This is a genomic window from Staphylococcus sp. ACRSN (assembly GCF_022346615.1).
GTDB lineage: Bacteria > Bacillota > Bacilli > Staphylococcales > Staphylococcaceae > Staphylococcus.
In genome coordinates, this window is sequence record NZ_JAKRNS010000005.1 from 192,582 (window position 1) to 208,016 (window position 15,435).

The window sequence follows — 15,435 nt, forward strand, 5'->3', positions numbered from 1 at the left end:
TGATGAAATATTTTATTCCAGCTTGGTATAACAAAGGTAATTGGTGGGAGGATAAAACAACACCTTATTATAGTAAAAGTTTAGTCAAAGAATTTGATGACATGATTAGTCTAATGAACATGCATGTCAAAAATGATGAGTCATTTAAAATGTTGATACTCAATTATTCTCCGGAGTTACGTACATTTTTACACAGATATGATTTGTACGAGGCAAACTACTGGTCTTTGTTTGATGACATTCAAGGGTTTGATACACATACACCTCAGCCTATTGATTTTAAATCGCTGGATTGGCCAGAAAATACAGAATTTGTCTATACACCTTATCTAGTACGATGTGTTACTAGTGAAACAACGTATTCTAACGTTTATTTTAATCAAGATGGTTATATGATATGGATGGAAGACTTTGAAAATGGTCAAAGAATACAACGATTTATATTCGATGATCGAGGTTATTTGTCATCTATATTATATTTTAATGAGCAAGGTGTACCTTACCGTCAGGAATATATGACTATAGATGGAGATTGTATACTTACAACTGAAATGACTGATGGCACGATACATGTGAGTGAACAGTATCAATATCGTTTTGACCAATCTGTATATGATAATATGGGAAATTTATTACAAGAGCGACTTGCATTGTATATGGAAAAAGAGGTAAGTGTAGAGAATCCTATGATTATTGCTGCTGACGAAAGACATAATTACTTCTTATCTCAAATACTAAGTGAATATCAATTATGCTTTTCTATATTTAAGCAGAGAAATAGTGAATTGACATCTTCATTACTTAAATCTATTTCACAAGCTAAATATTGGTTAGTTGATATGTTAGACAATGAAAAAATATTACAACAATATAAAGATGAAAATGATTTGAATACTGCAATCATGCGTATTACACCCTTTGATGCACAAGTATTACCGAATAAAAGTAGTCAATATTATGAAACATATATTGGGTTTTGGATTGATGGTTTAGATGAAGGGATGTTGCAAACGAGCTTACAGCAAGTTATCACATATATTGAGCAAGTTGAGCAAATGCGCTTAGTATTGTTAACGGAAAAAGATAAAAAAATGTTACCTCAATGGTTGAAGGATCAAGTTCAAATGGTAAATGATAGATTTAATTCCGTAGCAGAAGATGAAGAAGGTATTAATGTGTTTTTAGCTGAAGAAGAAGATTACGTTGAAATCATTGAAATTAAACATGTACCATTCGAACAAGATTTAAGAGAGGCATTGTTAAGTCTTAGAATAATTATTGATTTGAATTATGAGCCAGATTTATTTTTACAAATTGGTTGTATTAGTGCTGGTATTCCACAAATTAATATGAGAAATACGGATTACGTTGTCAATGAAATTAATGGGCTAGTCATTGATAACATTGGTAAATTAATAGAATCCATTCAATTCTTTTTAAATCATTTAAAAAATTGGAATTATTCCTTTGCATATTCGATTAAGTTAGTGGAAACGTTTGCATCAAAAGAAATAGTTGGACGTTTGAATCGTTGGATTGAAGGTGAAGTAAATGAAACGTAAGTTTAGAGCATTACAAATAGGTGGAAGTGATTTAGAACACTTATTTGCAAATAGTAAAAATATTGAATGGGATTACTTTGATCCAAATTTGATGGAACTTGAATCGGATTATTTAAATATAGTTCGCAATATTATTGATGAGCATGGTCAATTTGATTTTATATTTATACAAACGGTATATAGTGAAAAATTAATAGCGATGCTCGAAATCGTTGGAACGCCGTATAACATCTATGTTGATTATGGATTTTGGAATACGCAATATGAAAACGATGAGACACTAAAGCAATTAATAGCACGTCCTTTAACATATCAAAATGACACGGATTTATATGAAAAGTTAAAAGCTGTAACATTTTCAGGACAATATGGAGATAAGTTATATCCAAAGCATTGTATTGTTAATCAAAGTTTCAAAGGTGATATTGCTTTTATGGGTAATAAGTATCTCGTATTATCGGGTGACTTCGGACAAACTTTGAAACAAGTGGTTTCTTGGAAAAACAATATTGTTTGTGATAAGCATAAGGCGACACAAATTTGGCCGGAATTTGTTGTAGAAGATGGTGTTGAAATTGAATTTACATTACGCATAATTCAAAGTGGTACGGTTGATACGATTATAGATGAAAAAGTACTTAATCAAGATGATTTAAGTAGACCTATTATTATTGAAAGCAGACCATATGATGTATATGCGAGTGTGAGTTTAAAGGTACGTGGTGAAGGACAAGTTAAAGTCGGTGCGATTCATAAACGTTGGTCTAGATATGACATGGGCGAATTTTTATTTGGTGGTCAAAGATATGTAGATGAAAATAGAGAAGAATTTTTCTATTACTTTAATCCAGGTGATTTGAAACCACCGTTAAATGTATATTTCAGTGGTTATCGTTCATTAGAAGGATTTGAAGCATATTTTATGATGAATAAATTAAATTCACCTTTCTTGCTAATTAGTGATCCTAGGGTTGAAGGTGGGTCATTTTATATAGGCTCTGATTCATATGAATCTGCAATCAAAGATATAATTGCTGAAAAATTGTATTATCTTGGTTTTGAAAGTGATGAACTGATATTATCTGGCTTATCTATGGGATCTTTTGGTGCGTTGTATTATGGAGCTCAACTCAATCCATCTGGGGTTATTATAGGAAAACCGTTAGTCAATATCGGAACAATAGCAGAGAATATGCGCTTATTAAGACCGGAAGACTTTGGTACAGCATTGGATGTCCTAATGACTAATGAACAGGGTGTCAGTGCAGAAAACATCCAAAATTTAAACAATAAGTTTTGGAATGTAATGGCACAAAGCGATATTTCTAATACAACCTTTGCTATAGCGTATATGCAACATGATGACTATGACGCACATGCTTATGCAGAATTATTTCCGCTGTTAAGCAAGCAACAAGCAAGAGTTATCAGTAGAGGTGTGCCAGGTAGACATAATGATGATTCACCGACAATAACAAATTGGTTTATTAACTTTTATCACATTTTACTTGAAACTAAATTTGGGAGAGTTAAACATGAAGGGAAATAATTATTTTGAAGTGTTTTGGAAACAAGTTAATCCTTCAACATTTATGTATGGTACAAAGTTATCCATCAAAGATGGCGTAACCGTTTTTGAGAACCCTTTAATGCCTTCAGGAATCATCATTCAAGACTGGGTTATGAAGACAAGTTATGCTTTAGATAAAGAACTACCAACTTTACCTATATTGAAAAAAGGGCATACTTATACATTTCAGTTTGATTATGAAGTCCAACCTAAACAAGGTATTTACTTTAAAATCATTTTCTACAGAAAAAATGGTACGGTATTGTCTACGCAAATTGTTCAAGAAAAGCAAGTGGCGGTGACTTATCCTGAAGAAGCTTTCGCTTATAAAATACAGATGATTAATGCAGCTTCTCAATATATTAGATTTGAAAAATTTTCAATTAGTGAGCAGAAAAATGACACAATTGAACTGCCAACATTACAAATTAGTGAAATACAGAATGAAGATATACAATCTAGTGTGTTAAATATGATAGTGGTCGAACCAAGTAATATGTTGATGTTACCTCTTACTTCTACGGCTATAAACCATTTGAACAATGTTGTTGTTGTAAATCAATGGTTTCATGACTTGGAAGAAACACTTCAGCAATTAAAGATATATATAGAACAATTAGAGAAATATGCTTCTGCACATTTAATTAGTTATGGCGCCAAAGGTAATGTATTGGTGTCTAATATCAATCATTTGGAACAGACAAATGTAAAAGGGTTTATAACAACCGAAAGAGATGAACTGTTTTCTCAACGCTTAAAAGAACTTGTTAATAATCAATCACTGATTAATCCTATTCCAGTTGAAGTATTTTATAATCCAAAAATTGATGAATATGATAAGGCAAATAAAGCGATTTTCACTGTGCTAAATCCGTCGCGTTACTTAAAACATCTTGATGTAGCGCGCGTCAATCATGGAGGGGCCAATGAAACAGAAAATTAATTCAACAATTAATCAAATGCGACTAAACCGCTTGAATAAAATATTGCGTAAGATTAATGACTATAGTGAAATGATGAAGTCTTTATCTGATGAGCAGTTGCAACAAAAAACTAAGACATTTCAAGCGTTGTTATCGAAGCAGCAAGTTGCTTTAGATGATTTATTGCCAGAAGCATATGCAGTTGTACGAGAGGCAAGTTGGCGTGTATTAGGCATGTATCCTAAGGATGTACAAGTACTCGGTGCGATTACACTACACGAAGGTGATATTGCAGAGATGCAGACTGGTGAAGGTAAGACACTAACAGCAACGATGCCTTTGTATTTAAATGCGCTCACAAAAAAAGGTGCATATTTAATTACAACAAATGATTATCTAGCGAAAAGGGATTATCTTGAAATGAAACCATTGTATGAATGGTTAGGGCTATCTGCATCACTGGGATTTGTTGATATACCAGATTATGAGTATCAACGAGATGAAAAGAAAATGTTGTTTCAACATGACATTGTTTATACAACAAATGGCAGAATTGGATTTGATTACTTGATTGATAATTTAGCTGATAGTTTAGAAGGTAAATTTTTGCCAGATTTAAATTATGCAATCATTGACGAGGTAGATTCAATCATCTTAGATGCTGCACAAACACCTTTGGTTATTTCAGGTGCACCAAGAGTACAATCTAATCTTTTTCACATTGTAAAAACATTTGTTGAGACATTAGACGAAGAAAAACATATAGAATTGAATAAATCACAAAAAGAAATTTGGTTAACTGAAGAAGGTATTCAAGCTGCCAATGATTATTTTGATGTAGATAATATCTATGAAGCAGGTTATTTTGATTTAGTACGAAATATCAATTTAGCGTTACGAGCTAAATTTTTATTTGATAGTAACCTTGATTATTTTATACAAAATGGAGAGATTGTTTTAATTGATCGTATTACAGGTCGTATGTTGCCTGGTACTAAATTACAATCTGGTTTACATCAAGCGATTGAAGCTAAAGAAGATGTTGAAATTTCAGATGATTTAAGTGTTATGGCTACAATTACTTTCCAGAATTTATTTAAACAGTTTGATCGTTTTTCAGGAATGACAGCAACGGGTAAATTGGGAGAATCAGAGTTTTTTGATTTGTATTCAAAGGTAGTCATTCAAATTCCAACTGATAAACCTATTCAAAGGAAAGATTTTGGTGACAAAGTCTTTATGAATAGTGAGGATAAAAATCGAGCTATTATTGAAGACGTCGTTAAGATTCATGAAACGAAGCGTCCAGTCTTATTAATTACACGAACAGCCGAAGTGGCAGAGCAATTTTCAACCGAATTATTTCAAATGAACATTCCAAATAACTTGCTTATTGCACAAAATGTAGCGAAAGAAGCACAAATGATTGCAGAAGCCGGTCAGTTATCAGCAGTAACAGTTGCTACAAGTATGGCAGGACGGGGAACAGATATTAAATTAGCGGAAGGTGTTCATGAATTAGGTGGTTTAGCAGTTATAATCAGTGAACATATGGAGAACAGCAGAGTTGATAAACAATTACGTGGTCGTTCGGGGCGTCAAGGTGATCCAGGAACGTCTCAAATATATATTTCATTAGATGATTATCTCGTGCAACGCTGGGGCGAAGATAAGCTAAGTGATAATAAAAGGTTACAATCGATGGATACTGAACGATTAGCAGGTAGTCGTGTATTTCAGCATCGCGTCCAGAAAATAGTGACAAAGGCACAACGTGTATCGGAAGAACAAGGTGTGACTATGCGTGAAATGTCTAATGAATATGAGAAGAGTATTGGTGTTCAAAGGGATTTGATTTATCAAGAGCGTGATAAAATCTTGAATTTAAATAAAGTAGAAGACTTTGATATAGCACAACTTGCAAGAGATGTTTTCCAAAACAATTTTACTATGAAAAATGAGACTATCACTAAAGATAAACTCGTTGAATATATTTATGACAATATCAGCTTTAAATTCAATGATGATATATCAAAGTTGAATTTAAAGCAAAATGGTGAGGTCACGCAGTATTTATTAGAGCAGTTTCAAAAGCAATTGGAGGATAATAAAGGACAATTGCAAAATGACTATTTTTATATAAGGTTTGTCCAAAAATCTATATTGAAAGCAATCGACAGTGCTTGGATTAATCAAGTGGATAACCTCCAACAACTTAAGGCAAGTGTGAATAACAGACAGAATGGGCAACGCAATGCTATTTTTGAATATCATAAAGTTGCATTAGAGTCGTTTGAGCAAATGAATTATAAAATAAAGGGAAATATAATTAAGAACCTGTGTCAAAGTATCATCACTTATGATGAAGATGGCGATTTGGTCATACATTTTCCATAATTATGAGGTGTAGTGAAATGACAATTTATAATATTAACTTTGGAATAGGTTGGGCGAGTAGTGGCGTAGAATATGCACAAGCTTATCGTGCTAAATTGCTGAGAAATTCAAAGCACCAGATGAAATTTGTATTTTTAGATTTTATTCAATCTGAAAATATTCAATCACTAACAAGTAATATGGGATTTTTAGATAGTGAAATTATCTGGCTATATCAATATTTTTCAGATATAAAAATTGCACCGACAACTTATACTGTAGATGATGTGCAACGTCATTTAGAAAATGAAGTTACTGAAATTGAGGCAAGTGGGAAGATAAAGCGATTAATTTTAAATAATAATCAAACATTTGTAACATGCTATTTAAAGGATAAAGATAGTGAAATTGTTGATCGTGCTGAATTTGTTGTTAATGGCATGTTGATTCGTAAAGATTTTTATAGTTATGTAAGAACTTTTTCAGAGTACTATGCGCCTTTTGAAAATAAGGCAAAGCTTTATATGCGTCAATTCTATAATGAAGACGGAACAGTTGCATATAATGAATATATAGATGGCGACTCTAGTGTCTATGCATTTGAAGATGCACTGCTATATAGTAAAGAAGAATTTGTTGCATATTTCATGCGAAGATTACAATTATCAAGTAGTGATATTGTGATATTGGATAGAGCAACGAAAATAGGTCAATCAGTCTTACAAAATAAAGGTGATAGTAAGATTGGTGTAGTCGTACATGCGGAACATTTTAGTAAAAGTATTATGGATGATACACATATATTATGGAATAACTTTTACGAGTATCAATTTGCAAACGCGAAAAATATTGATTTCTTTATTACTGCAACAGATATACAAAATGAGTTATTGAGCCAACAATTTGAAAAATATGCGGGTTATGTGCCAAGAGTTAGAACAATTCCAGTTGGTAGTTTAGATACATTAAAACGTCCGAAGAAATCTCGAACTAAATATTCGATGATTACCGCATCAAGATTAGCGAGTGAAAAGCATGTTGATTGGATTGTACGTGCTGCGATCAAGGCAAAAAAGGATATTCCACAGTTAACCTTGGATATATATGGTGAAGGTGGAGAAAAGGGAAATATCCAACAAATTATTGAAACATTTAATGCTTCAGATTATATTCGTTTGCGAGGACATGTGAATTTAGATCATGTCTATAAGCAATATGATTTATTTGTATCTGGTTCAACAAGTGAAGGATTTGGTCTGACATTGATGGAAGCGGTCGGATCAGGTTTAGGTATGATTGGATTTGATGTTAATTATGGTAATCCGACATTTATTAAAGATAAGAAAAATGGATACTTAGTTCCAATTGCGTTGAACGAAGATGGAATGGATGAAATTGTTACACGCTTGTCAGAATATATGGTGTCATATTTTGAAGGTAAGTTAAGACATCCACATGATGAGTCATATAAAATAGCTAAACCATTTAAGACAAAACGTATAGAACAACAATGGCATAATCTATTGGGAGAGGCGCTCCATGATTAATTTATTTGAACATTTTGATCTAAAAACTGAAAGATTATATAAGACGTTACAACTCGCTGGTCATGATAACCAAACAATTGTACTTAATGATAACGGGTTTTTACCAGATAATATAATGTCACCTTATCAGTATTTTGCTGAAAATAAAATTACTGCATCAGACAAACCTAAATTTTTTAATGAAATAGAGGTACCTCAGTATTGGGTGATTGAGGGAACGAATGATAGTGCAGAAATTAAAGATATGGGTAAAGTGCGAGGGAAAATATTTTATCAACCGAATTATAAAGCGAGAGTTGTTAATCGAGTTGAATGGCTAGACGAAGATGGGCAAGTTCGATTTGTAGATTATTATACAAAACACGGTATTAAATATGCACAAACAGTATATGATAAAAGAGGTGTTGCTATTTTCAAAAAATATATGAATCGTGATGGTAAAGAAGTCATTTATGAAAATTATGTCACGAAAGATATTGTATTGGATTGGAAAGGCAAATCTCATTTCTTCGATTCTGAAGTCGGGTTTATTATGTTTTTCATCAAAACATTGAATATTGAAATGCAAAATTTTGTTATTAATTCTTTAGCAACTTCATTTGCTGTTCTATATAATCTAACGACGCCAGGTAATGATATATTATTTTGGCAAGAGGATAGTCGAGGGAATATCCCTGGAAATATGAGATTAATTTTGGAAAAGGCAATGCAACGTCATATTATGATTCATATTCCTGAGCAAAAAGAATATGAATCCATTACAAGTCAACTTACTTCTGTAGAAAGAAAACAAGTCATTGATTCGGGTTATCTTTATAAATATAAGAAAAAGAATAACTATACTAAGCAAGCCCTGATAATGACTAATTCGGATCAAATAGACAATATTGAAGTATTTATATCTGAGTGCCCAGATGTTACATTCCATATCGCGGCAATTACAGAAATGTCTACAAAATTAATGAATTTAAGTCGTTATCCAAATATTAAATTATATCCTACTGCTGACAGTGACACTGTTGAACGTTTATATCAAATATGTGATTTATATCTAGATATAAATGAAGGTAAAGAAATTTTGGGAGCTCTGAATAAAGCATTCGAGAATGAATTATTGATAATGGGTTATGAATCGATTGCACATAATCGAGTAGTTACGGCAACCGAAAATTTATTTAACAAAGAGAATGTGACTGACTCATTTATCAAAGTGTTTACTAAAATAGTTAAAAATAAAACAACATTTGATAAGCATTTGAAAGCACAAAAAACACATGCGAATGAAGTATCTAAACAGTACTTTAATCAACAATTATTTAAGCGTTAATTACAATGATTTCGTATATTGTAAGTTGTGACAAAGGAAACAATTGAAATAACAAGTTGATATAGAAAATAAAAAACAGTAGTGATGTATAGATACTATCACTACTGTTTTTTAATAATCACTTATAAATCACCAGTTAAGAACTGCGCTTTTCCGTTAAAAAAGCTCCAATCTTCATCGGTATTTTCCACTAAGCTAATCATAATATCTTCCGTGCGAATACCAAGTTCGGCATTCAATTTCCCCACTAATTTTGAATAGAATTCAGTTTTTTGATTTTGTGTTCGTGGTCTCGTTACAAGTGTGAAAATGATAACTTGATCAGAACGTTCGATACCTAATCCAGTATCTAATATCTGCATTTCATAATCTTCATGTTGATTTACGATTTGATATCGATCACCGTCTGGTGCATTGAATGTTTCTAACATTACATGATAAGAAATATCTAATATCGCTTTAATTTCTTCTTTTGTTCTGCCTCTTATCATATCGATTTTAATTAATGGCATTGTATTGTCACCTGTCCTTTATTATTTTGATAATTGCTTTCAATCTTACATAAGACGTATAGACTAATCATTTTTTAATTACCCTAAAATTGTATGAATAATTACCCAGGAAATAAATCGATTGCCATTATAATAAGATTTACAGCACATTCTCATTTTTATTAAGCCGATTATTTGAAATGTCTCATGCATAAGCGTAATATTCGTTTGGTCTTAATTTTATATGAAGTATTTATATAAACGGGTTAAGCATATAAAAGATGAATGAGGAGTGGCAATATGTTCGAACAAACGAAACAATATATTAATGGACAATGGGTTGAGAGTCATAGCAATGAGACAATTGATGTAATCAATCCGGCAACTGAAATAGCATTTGGGAAAATTGCTAAAGGTAACGCACAAGATGTTGAAGATGCTGTTAATGCAGCAGATAGCGTATATTTAGAATTTAGAAATAGTTCTGTAGAATATCGTCAAAATTTATTAAACGATATTGTTAAAGAATATGAGAATCGTAAAGATGATCTTGTCAAAGCGATGACATTAGAATTAGGTACACCAGTAACTGCATCAGAAAATGTTCATTATGAAATGGGACTATCTCATTTTAAAGCAGCTAGAGATGCATTAGATAATCTGAATTTCAGAGAGCGTAGAGGCAACAATATCGTGATTAAAGAAGCTATTGGTGTTTCTGGATTAATCACACCTTGGAATTTCCCAACAAATCAAACAGCATTAAAATTAGCTGGTGCATTTGCAGCGGGTAGTACTGTTGTATTAAAACCATCTGAAGAAACACCATTCGCAGCGATTATCTTAGCTGAAATTTTTGATAAAGTAGGTGTTCCTGCTGGCGTATTTAACCTAGTCAATGGTGACGGTATGGGTGTAGGTAATCCAATTTCTGAAAATGAAAAAATTAGAATGGTATCTTTCACAGGATCTGGTAATACAGGTAGTAAAATAATGGAAAAAGCAAGCAAAGACTTTAAAAAAGTTTCGCTTGAGCTAGGTGGAAAATCTCCTTATGTTATTTTAGAAGATGCTGATTTAGACAAAGCAGCAGATGCAGCTGTGCATAAAGTTGTAGATAATTCAGGACAAGTTTGTATCGCTGGTTCAAGAACAATTGTTCCAGAATCAATCAAAGATGCATTTATTGCAAAAGTAAAAGAAAAAATGACAGCAATCCGTGTAGGTGATCCACAAGACGCTACTGTTGAAATGGGTCCAGTCATTAATTCAAAACAATTTAATCAAATTCAAAAATTTATTGAAATTGGTATCGAAGAAGGTGCGACATTAGAATTGGGCGGTTTAGGTAAACCAGAAGGACTTGAAACAGGGTACTTTGTACAACCAACGATATTCTCTAATGTAGACAATAAAATGACAATTGCACAAGAAGAAATCTTTGGTCCAGTGATGTCAATCATTACTTATAACGATGTTGACGAAGCAATTAAGATTGCTAATGATACAAAATATGGTTTAGCGGCATATGTATATGGTTCAGATATGGAAACATTACAAAAAGTAGCTACTGCGTTTGAAGCGGGTGTTATTGAAATTAATGAATATCCAAGAAGTGCGGATATGCCATTTGGTGGTTACAAGCAATCTGGTATTGGTAGAGAATGGGGAGACTATGGAATTGAAGAGTTCCTAGAAGTTAAAACAATCTCAGGTTTTTTCCAATAATTGACTGATTCTTACTATTAAAATAAAATGTTGAAATAGTAGAAATCGCAATAAAAATAGACATAAATGAGCACACATCTATTAAACACAATTCCTTACTAAGTTTTTCATTAGTTTGATTTGAATTGAGATACTAATAGATGTGTGCTTTTATATATATTTGAAAATGTTGGATAAGATGTTTATCCAACATTGTGGTTAATTTTAAAGTTGGATGAATGTTTAACTCATTTGTATATTACTGTAAAGCGTAGTGTGTTATATCAATTTCATTATTATTGTATAAATTACATCATATTCATTTTTAATAAATCTAATACACCGCTAGAACTGCCTGGGAAAGCAAATACCATTTGATTCAATTCTTGTGCTGTAATTTGTTTGTTTACAATAAACGTAAGTAAGTTGATTAAATCAGGTGCATCGTTAGCATAAATTTCAGCACCAACCAGATGTTTTTGATTATCTAATACAATGTCCATTTCAGCTGTAGTTTCATTTTTATATTCAAATAACAATTGTTTACCAAATGGAATGGTCTTGATTGTATATTGATCTTGATTTTGTTGCGCTGTCTCTACAGTGACACCAATTTGAGCTAATCTTGGTAATGAATATAATACAGATGGTATGGCTGGATAAGAAATAGGTGTAGTAGCCATTCCTAAAATGTGAGCAGCAATATAGTTGGATTCAAATGTTGCTGTTGGTGTTAATTTTGGAATAACTTTATCTAGTACATCACCACTCGCATAAATATTTGGTACAGCTGTTCTTAAATATTCATCAACTTGAATTCCTTTTGAACTGTATTTGATACCTAATTTTTCTAAACCGATGCCTTCAACATTTGGACGACGTCCAGTAGAATCAAGGACATAGTCTGAAGCAATAGTGTCTCCATTTGTAGTTGTAACTCTATAGCCGTTATCTGTTTTAGTAACTTTTTCAGGTGAAGTTTCTAGATAGAATTGCACACCCTCTTTAGATAATTTTTCTATTAATTTATCTACATGTTTACGATTGAAACCTTTTAATGCTTCATCCGTGTGATGAATGACTGTAACTTCGCTACCATTCTTAATAGCAATTGAAGCAAATTCGATACCGATAATACCAGCACCAACGATTGTCATACGTTTAGGGAATTGCTCTAAAGATAAGAAATCTCTACTGTCAAAGGTATGCTCAGTACCTTCGATTGTAAGTTTGTTACTATGTTGGCCAGTTGCTAGCACGATATATTCTGCTGTAAGTTGTTGGTCATCTACTTGTATTAAGTGTTCGCTGACAAGTGAACCTGTACCATGAAATACATCAATGCCGTATTGTGTGAACATATGCTCTAAAGTATTTGAAAGAGGTGAGATAACTTGTTGTTTATAAGACATAAGATTTTCCCAGTTTACAGATAATTGCTCTTGATTAATGATATTAGGATAACTTTCTGCTGCTTCTAATATTTCATAAGGACCTTCTAATAAGATTTTTGCGTTACAACCGTAGTTTGTACAAGTACCTGCGATTTTATCTTTTTCAATAATTGCTACTGATTTATTTGCTTGCTTTAAAGTTAAAGCAGCATGCCATGCTGCATGCCCACTACCTAAGAAAATAACATCATAATTGAATTGCTCTGACATAAATCATTCCTCCTAAAAATTAATGCACAATTTTATTTAATGAATCTTCTAAACGATCCATCATTTCTTTTGCATGTTTATATTCTCTTGTATCCATCTGTTCAGCGACACATTGCGATATTGCAGTATAGATTTCTTGCTCTTTATCTTTACCCTTTTCGGTAAGGCTGATAAGTAATTGTCTTTTATCAGATTCTATTTTTTTACGATCTACCCAACCGGCTTGTTCTAATCGCTTAAGTAATGGCGTTAGGGTGTTACTCTTTAGATTAAGTGATTGTCCTATATTGTATAAAGTTTGGTTATCTTGCTCCCATAAAGAAACTAAGACGATATATTGTGAATAAGTTAAACCATAATCTGAAAGGACTTGCTCATAAAATTTTGAAAATAAGCGACTCACATTATAAACGGAAAAACATAATTGGTTCGTTAATTTCATTGTGTCATCCATATATGCACCTCCATAAAATATATTAATCGTGCGCGATTGATTAAAGTGTAACGCGTCAAATATAAAAAAGCAAATAATAAATTTGATGTAATTTTAAAAGAAGAAATAAAAAATGAATAGTGAGGATCAAAAAGTATTCGTAGAAAGAATCATAGAGGCTAGATTGAATAAAACAAATGGAAGTGCGTTTAAAAATTATCTAACCTCTCTTCTTTAGTCAAAGAGCATCATACAAGCTAGGATAACCAAACTTGCAGACATAATAAATTTATATGTTTTGTTGTATTTTATTAACCACTTTTTAAAGCAGACACCCATTAATGACCAAGCTATTGCACCTGAAGCTCCAATTAAGGCAATAACGAATGTATAACTTAGCATCACAAAATAATTTGAACTTTGAACAGTAGCATAGCTAACTATTGCAGTAAGTACATAAACAATAGTTTTAGGATTCATATATTGTAGAAATAAGCCATCGCGTAATCGATAACAACTACATGATTTTGAATCCTTATCGTTATGCGTAAATACGGAATAAGCTAAATAAATTAAATAAATAAAACCGAAGATCTTAATTATAAAAACAAAATTTTTAAAATATAGTGAAATAAAGGTACTGAATATTAAACAAATAATAGCTAATGATAGAAATCCTAGTCCAATACCAAAAAGAAATCTTTTGGTGCCTTTGAATCCCATACGCAGTGAACCGTCAAGGGCTAATAAATTATTTGGTCCAGGCGTGTAACTCATAAAAACAGTATATAAAATAAAAGAAATGAGCATAATTGTATTCTCCTTATAATTTCCTGTATGATGGATATATAATTAAAAAAATCCTAAATAAAGGATATTCCTGTTAACTGGATTTTATATCCTTTATAATGGAAAGTCAATATAAAGAAGGAGACTTAAATATGGAGTTCCATAAAATAGTAGCTAAAAATATTTATTTATATAGAAAGAAAAATAAGATTAGTTTGGAACAACTTTCAAAACTTACAGGTGTGAGTTCATCATCTTTAAATGAAATTGAAAAGGGAAATACAATTCCTTCTATCAATACAGTGTGGAAAATAAGTAATGGGTTAAAATTATCATTTAGTAGTTTGATGAATGAAACAGAAGCAGATTACAAACATATTAAGAAAACAGATATCATTCCTGTAACAGAAGAAGAGGGAAAATATAAAGTTTTTCCATATTTTCCATTTGAAAAAAGTAAATCATTTGAGTTCTTTCATGTTGAATTAGATCCAGAAGCAAAATTAGAATCCGAACCACATTTATCCGGTTCAGAGGAATCAATTATTATAGTTGAAGGAGAATTAGAAATGCATCTTGAAAATGAAGTATTACATTTAACAGAGGGGGATGCATTGAGATTTAAATCTGATATACCTCACACATATATTAATACAGGAGAGCAACGTACGTTGATATCTATGGTAATTGACTACCAATAAAATCAAAAAAAGAGTCTGGGAGATTAATACCCAGCATTAAGCCCATCAAAGATTTTGATATTTGATGGGCTTGTTATTTATATCAATAATCCATATTGTTATTGCTCGCTTACCTAGGGGGATGGGTCGAGCCTTGGTCTCGACACTCACCCTACTCCCTCAGGTGTCTCGCAAACAATACGAAGTGTCTTATGATGAAATAAAATACTAATGTCCCAGACTCTTTCCTACGATTAGTCAAGGTATCATATTTAAAATAAGCATTACTGAATTAAACCGTTCAATTTAATTTTTTTGAATAAGGTGTTAAACTAGATTTGATTGTACGTTTGGCTAATGTGGGGA

General features: G+C 32.0%; 12 protein-coding genes. 8 read left to right on the plus strand and 4 right to left on the minus strand.

The window, feature by feature from the left end; translation table 11 throughout:
* Positions 1–2 precede the first annotated feature (2 nt).
* Genes asp1 through gtfB form a run of 6 tightly spaced genes read left to right on the plus strand, consistent with a single transcriptional unit; the run spans position 3 to position 9,305 of the window.
* Positions 3–1,562: an accessory Sec system protein Asp1 gene (gene asp1 / locus MHZ36_RS06845; RefSeq protein WP_239230559.1), complete on the plus strand. Its 1,560-nt coding sequence runs from the start codon at positions 3–5 to the stop codon at positions 1,560–1,562.
* Entirely contained in the window at positions 1,552–3,111 is a 1,560-nt protein-coding gene (asp2, locus tag MHZ36_RS06850) for an accessory Sec system protein Asp2 (RefSeq protein WP_239230560.1), read from the plus strand. Before asp1 ends, asp2 begins: the two co-directional genes overlap by 11 nt.
* The gene (gene asp3 / locus MHZ36_RS06855) at positions 3,098–4,075 is read left to right on the plus strand and encodes an accessory Sec system protein Asp3 (protein WP_239230562.1); all 978 of its coding nucleotides are present in this window, start codon (positions 3,098–3,100) and stop codon (positions 4,073–4,075) included. The genes asp2 and asp3 overlap by 14 nt, the downstream gene beginning before the upstream one ends.
* On the plus strand, positions 4,059–6,452 hold the full coding sequence (gene secA2, locus MHZ36_RS06860; RefSeq protein ID WP_239230564.1) for an accessory Sec system translocase SecA2: 2,394 nt from the start codon (positions 4,059–4,061) through the stop codon (positions 6,450–6,452). Before asp3 ends, secA2 begins: the two co-directional genes overlap by 17 nt.
* Positions 6,453–6,469: 17 nt before the next feature.
* Positions 6,470–7,978, plus strand: coding sequence for an accessory Sec system glycosyltransferase GtfA (gene gtfA / locus MHZ36_RS06865; protein ID WP_239230566.1), 1,509 nt, complete (start codon positions 6,470–6,472; stop codon positions 7,976–7,978).
* A complete protein-coding gene (gtfB, locus tag MHZ36_RS06870; RefSeq protein ID WP_239230568.1) occupies positions 7,971–9,305 on the plus strand; it encodes an accessory Sec system glycosylation chaperone GtfB in 1,335 nt (444 codons plus the stop codon). The genes gtfA and gtfB overlap by 8 nt, the downstream gene beginning before the upstream one ends.
* A 122-nt stretch (positions 9,306–9,427) precedes the next feature.
* Here gtfB and MHZ36_RS06875 read toward each other — a convergent pair whose 3' ends face one another.
* The gene (locus MHZ36_RS06875) at positions 9,428–9,817 is read right to left on the minus strand and encodes a tautomerase family protein (protein ID WP_239230570.1); all 390 of its coding nucleotides are present in this window, start codon (positions 9,815–9,817) and stop codon (positions 9,428–9,430) included.
* A gap of 279 nt (positions 9,818–10,096) precedes the next feature.
* On the opposite strand from MHZ36_RS06875, the gene MHZ36_RS06880 reads away from it, so the two are divergent.
* On the plus strand, positions 10,097–11,524 hold the full coding sequence (locus tag MHZ36_RS06880; RefSeq protein WP_239230572.1) for an aldehyde dehydrogenase family protein: 1,428 nt from the start codon (positions 10,097–10,099) through the stop codon (positions 11,522–11,524).
* 287 nt (positions 11,525–11,811) lie between these two features.
* Here the strand turns inward: MHZ36_RS06880 and MHZ36_RS06885 are convergent, their stop codons facing one another.
* The 3 genes from MHZ36_RS06885 to MHZ36_RS06895 all read right to left on the minus strand — a co-directional run bounded on the left by MHZ36_RS06885 (position 11,812) and on the right by MHZ36_RS06895 (position 14,410).
* The gene (locus MHZ36_RS06885; protein ID WP_239230574.1) at positions 11,812–13,167 is read right to left on the minus strand and encodes a dihydrolipoyl dehydrogenase family protein; all 1,356 of its coding nucleotides are present in this window, start codon (positions 13,165–13,167) and stop codon (positions 11,812–11,814) included.
* 19 nt (positions 13,168–13,186) lie between these two features.
* The gene (locus tag MHZ36_RS06890) at positions 13,187–13,621 is read right to left on the minus strand and encodes a MarR family winged helix-turn-helix transcriptional regulator (RefSeq protein ID WP_239230576.1); all 435 of its coding nucleotides are present in this window, start codon (positions 13,619–13,621) and stop codon (positions 13,187–13,189) included.
* Positions 13,622–13,834: 213 nt separating this feature from the next.
* A complete protein-coding gene (locus MHZ36_RS06895; RefSeq protein ID WP_239230578.1) occupies positions 13,835–14,410 on the minus strand; it encodes a LysE family transporter in 576 nt (191 codons plus the stop codon).
* A gap of 131 nt (positions 14,411–14,541) precedes the next feature.
* Here MHZ36_RS06895 and MHZ36_RS06900 point away from each other — a divergent pair, with 131 nt between their 5' ends.
* A complete protein-coding gene (locus MHZ36_RS06900; protein ID WP_239230580.1) occupies positions 14,542–15,090 on the plus strand; it encodes a helix-turn-helix domain-containing protein in 549 nt (182 codons plus the stop codon).
* Positions 15,091–15,435: the final 345 nt, after the last annotated feature.